At 60.3% G+C, this 1145-nt stretch carries 2 protein-coding genes; both read right to left on the reverse strand.

What is annotated here, in order from left to right; all coding sequences use genetic code 11:
- A partial coding sequence (locus tag C8R14_RS13300; protein ID WP_146208376.1) for a DUF4158 domain-containing protein occupies nucleotides 1-747 on the reverse strand: 747 nt, incomplete at its 3' end.
- Nucleotides 748-749: 2 nt separating this feature from the next.
- A partial coding sequence (locus C8R14_RS13305) for a recombinase family protein (protein ID WP_094766375.1) occupies nucleotides 750-1145 on the reverse strand: 396 nt, incomplete at its 5' end.

Consider the following 1145-nt stretch of genomic DNA (forward strand, 5'->3'; position numbering starts at 1 on the left):
GTTCTGGTGAACCTGCCGCTCGATGCCTGCGGGCAGATCAAGTGCTTGCCAGGATTTCAGGCGCTCAATATGTTCGAGCATGTGGCGAGAGTTCGGTTTGGCAGGCGACTGGCGCAGCCATGCCAGCCACGTCACTTTACTGCCGTCCTTGCGCTTGAGAAGTTCGTCCAGGCGCTGACGGTGGGGTGATAACAAAGAATCGGTCAGCGCCGCGTAAATGCGTCGGTTGGCACGGGTGATGGCCTCGGCGCTTGCGCGCTCGATGGCATTCATGGCGGGCAGGATAATGCTCTGCCGCCGCAGATTCTCGACAAGTGCGCTCGCCAGCACGATGCCTTTGTCGGTCTGCAAGGCCAGCTCGGTCAATGTATGCACGGCTTGCCGATAGTGGCTCATGGTGAAGGGCTTGAACCCAAAAACCGTTTGCAGCTCGACCAAGTGCTCCCGCCGTGTCTGTTCGCGCTGGCCGTACTCGCTCCAACTTTCCACTGGCATCTTGAGTTGCGCGGCCACCATGCGCAACAGGGGCGGAAACGGAGGCTCATCGACGCCCAAAAAGGTGCCAGGGAATCGCAAGTAGCAAAGCTGCACAGCGAAGCCCAATCGATTCGCGGCGCCGCGACGCTGACGGATCACCGACAGGTCGGTTTCGTTGAACGTGTAGTGCCGTATCAGTTCGTCTTTGGCATCTGGCAGTGCCAGCAGGCTTTCGCGCTCGGTGGCGGACAGGATTGAGCGGCGTGGCATGGTCAGTCTTCCCGCAGGTACTGGTACAAGGTTTCGCGGCTGATGCCGAAGTCACGGGCCACCAAGGTTTTTTGGTCGCCTGCCGCAACTCGCCGTTTCAACTCGGCAATTTGTTCGCTGTTCAGCGATTTCTTTCGTCCCCGGTAGGCACCGCGCTGCTTGGCCAGCACGATTCCCTCGCGCTGACGTTCGCGGATCAGGGCGCGCTCGAACTCAGCGAAGGCTCCCATGACCGACAGCATCAGATTGGCCATCGGTGAGTCCTCGCCGGTGAACTTCAGCCCTTCTTTGACGAACTCCATGCGCACGCCCCGTTGTGTCAGCCCTTGGACGATGCGGCGCAGGTCATCAAGGTTGCGTGCCAGCCTGTCCATGCTATGCACCACCACGGTGTCGCC

Source organism: Nitrosomonas eutropha, from assembly GCF_003201195.1.
GTDB lineage: Bacteria > Pseudomonadota > Gammaproteobacteria > Burkholderiales > Nitrosomonadaceae > Nitrosomonas > Nitrosomonas eutropha.